The 3,375-nt window shown below is 59.0% G+C and carries 3 protein-coding genes and 2 pseudogenes; 3 read left to right on the top strand and 2 right to left on the bottom strand.

The features are described from left to right. Positions 1–824 (top strand): IS30 family transposase (locus tag O3656_RS10125; protein WP_500063944.1); only part of this gene is annotated, 824 nt, incomplete at its 5' end. A 35-nt stretch (positions 825–859) separates the two neighbouring features. Here the strand turns inward: O3656_RS10125 and O3656_RS10120 are convergent. Continuing rightward, positions 860–1,277, bottom strand: a pseudogene (locus O3656_RS10120) (terminase); the annotation flags it as partial. A gap of 62 nt (positions 1,278–1,339) precedes the next feature. Between O3656_RS10120 and O3656_RS10115 the strand changes: the two are divergent. Then, positions 1,340–2,152 carry a hypothetical protein gene (locus tag O3656_RS10115; RefSeq protein ID WP_082157735.1) on the top strand — a complete coding sequence of 271 codons (813 nt, stop codon included), beginning with the start codon at positions 1,340–1,342 and terminating at the stop codon, positions 2,150–2,152. Here O3656_RS10115 and O3656_RS10110 read toward each other — a convergent pair. Beyond that, entirely contained in the window at positions 2,142–2,519 is a 378-nt protein-coding gene (locus tag O3656_RS10110) for a hypothetical protein (protein ID WP_048676956.1), read from the bottom strand. The two genes, O3656_RS10115 and O3656_RS10110, sit on opposite strands and share 11 nt — an antisense overlap. Positions 2,520–2,676: 157 nt before the next feature. Between O3656_RS10110 and O3656_RS10105 the strand changes: the two are divergent. Further along, positions 2,677–3,375 (top strand): annotated as a pseudogene (locus tag O3656_RS10105) (ISL3 family transposase); the annotation flags it as partial.

Raw genomic sequence — 3,375 nt, 5'->3', positions numbered from 1 at the left:
ACATTGCTCACATGCGAGCAGGCAAGCGCCTCAAACGCCCAAAAGCACGCAAATGCGCCAATCCTCGCTTGTGGGGCATCATCTGGGACAAGCTTGAGCTCAGATGGAGCCCAGAACAGATTTGCGCATACTTGCGCATGCGTTTCCCGCATAATCAGAGCATGAACCCATGCGTGGAGACGATCTACCAGTCCATCTTCATCCAGGCCAAAGGCACACTCCGCAAAGAGATCGCTTCCCTCATGCGCCAAGGGCGCACCCGCAGGCGCCCAGCCGCATACTCTCGCCAGGTACGACCACGATTCAAGGACCCCATGGTGATGATCAGCGAACGGCCCGCCAGTGTGGAAGACCGGGCGCTCCCAGGCCACTGGGAAGGCGACTTAATCATCGGAGCCAAAGGACAATCCGCGGTTGGCACACTCGTGGAACGCTCGACCCGGTACACGCTGCTGCTCTACTTACCCAATGGGCATACAGCTACTGACGTTCAAGATGCCATCATCGACAAGCTCGCAGACGTGCCCCATTCCTTGCGCCTGTCACTGACCTGGGACCAGGGAAGCGAGCTGGCCCAACACCGCAAGATCGCCTCCGAGCTAGGCCTTGACGTCTACTTCTGCGACCCACACTCACCCTGGCAACGCGGCACCAACGAGAATACGAATGGGCTCCTGCGCCAATACATGCCTAAAGGAACTGATCTGTCACTCCTGACCGAAGCAGACCTGGACGCCATCGCCGACCAGCGGGGCGACCGTCCACGCAAAACGCTAAACTGGGACACACCCAAGCAGCGACTTGAGCTGCTACTCAGGGCATAACACGTGTTGCAACCACCCCTAGAATCTGCCAAGTCCGATGCGATCACAGGGGGGGGAGAACCGGGCCGCTCAAGCAGGCCGAACTTGGAGATCGCCTGCTCGCACTGCACGTATCGGGCAAACGCCTGCGCATACGCCTCAATCAGGCGAGGCGCTACGAAATGGGAACAGCCACGTTGATCGAGCCACTGCCACGTCTCCCGATAGACGAGGTCAGCGCCAAGCGGTTTGCCGTCACGCTGAATCTCCGACAGATAGTCCGATGGTTCGGGCATCGTCTCCCCGGCACGCACCGCACCGTCGCCAATGTCATTACCTGCGAAGTCGAAGGGTTCGTTGAGCGGGTCTTCCAGGCGGGGCGGGGCGTCCGGCGGCGAGTTTCTCGCCCAGCGGGCCGGGCTTCGCGCCTGCACGCACGCGGCGTCCGCCCCTGTTGGTGCCATCTTTGGTCATGGGGTCGCCTCCCCGCCGTAAAATCGTCATGATATCGGTACTGAAGTCCATGGGAGGTGTGAGTGGTTAAGTCTATAAAACTATTCTTTCGGACCTACGTGTATTGGGTAGGGCTCATCCTCGGCTTCGCGGTAGTGCCCGGTTCTCTGCTCTTCACTGCTGAAGCCGCCCCGGTGAACACTCCATTGTGGCTTGCACCTTTCGCCGGGCTGCTGCTTTTTGTCATTGATCGGCCATCAACATGGGAGTCACCGCTCTGGCGAGCATTACTGATCCGAGTATTGGGTGCAGGATTTGCAGCCACCATGCTCATCGCGTTTGATGCAGTTGCTTCCACCCACTATGGATCTCAACACTGGAGTGAGACGCTCCTATCTTTCGGTCTCGGTTGGATTGTCTTCACGGTAGTAGCAGGACACATGCTCGTGAGCAGCTCCGCCCGATTTGGCACACCTGCTCACACGATCAGGGATGCGATCCGTACCTACACGACATGGATTGGAATCTGCTTTGGGATTTTCTATATCCCCGCCGCAGGACTCTCCGCAGCTGGCACTCTTTTGATGGTTCTTCCGCTTTATGGAACGTTCCTCGCCGGCCTGGTTCTTTTGATAGTTGACCCGCCACGACGATGGCCGCAACCGCGAGTGAAGGCACTGTGGATACGACTCTTGTCAAGCGGGGCAGCTGCATTACTACTTGTTGTCACGAACTCGTTCTATCGCAGTACTCGCACACACGAGATTTTCGTCGGGGACTGGCAGGAAAACCTGGTCTTCTTCGTGGGTGCTTGGGCACTTTATGCCGCAGTGGCTGGGGCCAGGTATCTTACGCCTGGCCCCAGCCACGAAGCAGATGACAAACTCAGTAGCTGAATTCAGCTAGAGCTTGACATGCTGCCCTCTTGGTTTCTTCGCTAGGCTCAACGCCCGAGTAGCCGTATGCCTCATTGGAACCGTCTGTGGGAAGGCCAACGTATCTGTCATCCAATGGGCCATCAATTTCTGCAAAGAACTTGTCCTTTGCGGTTCCTCCGTCGCTTGCACCAACACTCTCAGAGATCGCCTTGAATCGCTGCAATAGCGAAACTGGATTGTTGTAGTAGCTCCTCAGCGTTCGGGACAGAAGGTTGGGGTCGTCGGCTCCCGAGCCTTTCAGCATCGCAGCCAGTTTGATCGCATCCCCGTCGCTACACAGGTCGAAGTAGTTGCAGTTGTTCGGCAGATCATTGGGGATGGTCAAACCGGCTCTTCATAATTGAGGGTGTGGTGGGTGGGGTTGGGCGTGTCGTGGCCGGGTAGGGGTCGAGGTCTTTCGATGATGGGGGTTCCTACACCGTCCATCCGAAAGACCTCGACATGCCCAATCTACCTTTGATCGCCCTGACCTGAGCGCCTTGATGGGCCTGGATGACCTAGGCCTGGAAGTGACAGGCCAGCGCATGTGGCCAGACCATGCAGTGTTGGCATGCCGCATCGTTGGTGAGGATCGGTGGTGTCGACGCTGTGGGGGCGAGGGCGTGGCTCGTGACACGGTGGTCAGGCGCTTGGCGCACGAGCCTTCCGGGTGGCGTCCCACGATCTTGCACGTGAGCGTGCGTCGCTACCGGTGCTCGGAGTGCGCCCATGTGTGGCGCCAGGATATGAGCCAAGCGGCCGATCCTCGCGCCAAGCTCTCGCGTGCAGCGGTGCGTTGGGCGCTCACTGGGCTGGTCGTTCATCATGTAACGGTGGCGCGCATCGCCCAGGCCTTGGGCGTGTCCTGGAAGAGCCGCCAACACCGCTGTCCTGGCTGAAGGCCAGCGTCTACTGATCAATGATCCAGCCAGGTTCGATGGCGTGCGTGTCATCGGCGTGGATGAACACGTGTGGCGCCACACCCCTGACGGCGACAAATACGTCACCGTCATCTTGGACTTGACGCCTATACGAGACCGTCGCGGTCCCTCCCGGCTCCTGGATATGGTCCCAGGCCGCTCCAAGCAGGTCGTCACAACCTGGCTAGCCTCCCGCCCCGATACGTGGCGCAGCCACATTGAGATCGTCGCGATGGATGGATTCACCGGGTTCAAAAGCGCAGCCGCTGAAGAACTCCCCGA

Source organism: Pauljensenia sp. 27098_8_83 (genome assembly GCF_041432695.1).
In the GTDB taxonomy this organism is placed as follows: Bacteria; Actinomycetota; Actinomycetes; order Actinomycetales; family Actinomycetaceae; genus Pauljensenia.
The sequence above is the reverse complement of the archived record's forward strand: the minus strand, read 5'-3'. Positions and strand labels throughout refer to the sequence as shown.